1 protein-coding gene is annotated in these 232 nt (G+C 45.7%); it reads right to left on the bottom strand.

Features of this window, described 5'->3' with window-relative positions:
- Positions 1-232 (bottom strand): ATP-binding protein (locus tag PU683_RS21995; protein ID WP_463322656.1); only part of this gene is annotated, 232 nt, incomplete at both ends.

Genomic DNA, 232 nt, shown 5'->3' with positions numbered 1-232 from the left:
CAACTTGTACGCGAGGGTTTACTTCAATAAAGTAGAACTCGTTGTTTGCAACAAGGAATTCGACCGTCCCCGCATTTATATAGTTTACATTTTTGGCAAGCGCAACTGCCGCCTCACAAATTTGGTCCCTTAATTCAGGTGACAGCGAGACACTCGGCGCCACTTCAATGACTTTTTGATGGCGTCTTTGAACGGAGCAATCCCTCTCAAAAAGATGGACGACATTTCCCTG

Source organism: Candidatus Kosakonia sp. 282A-S69 (genome assembly GCF_029433855.1).
Taxonomy (GTDB): Bacteria; Pseudomonadota; Gammaproteobacteria; order Enterobacterales; family Enterobacteriaceae; genus Kosakonia; species Kosakonia cowanii_A.
This window is presented reverse-complemented; position numbering and strand designations above follow the sequence as displayed.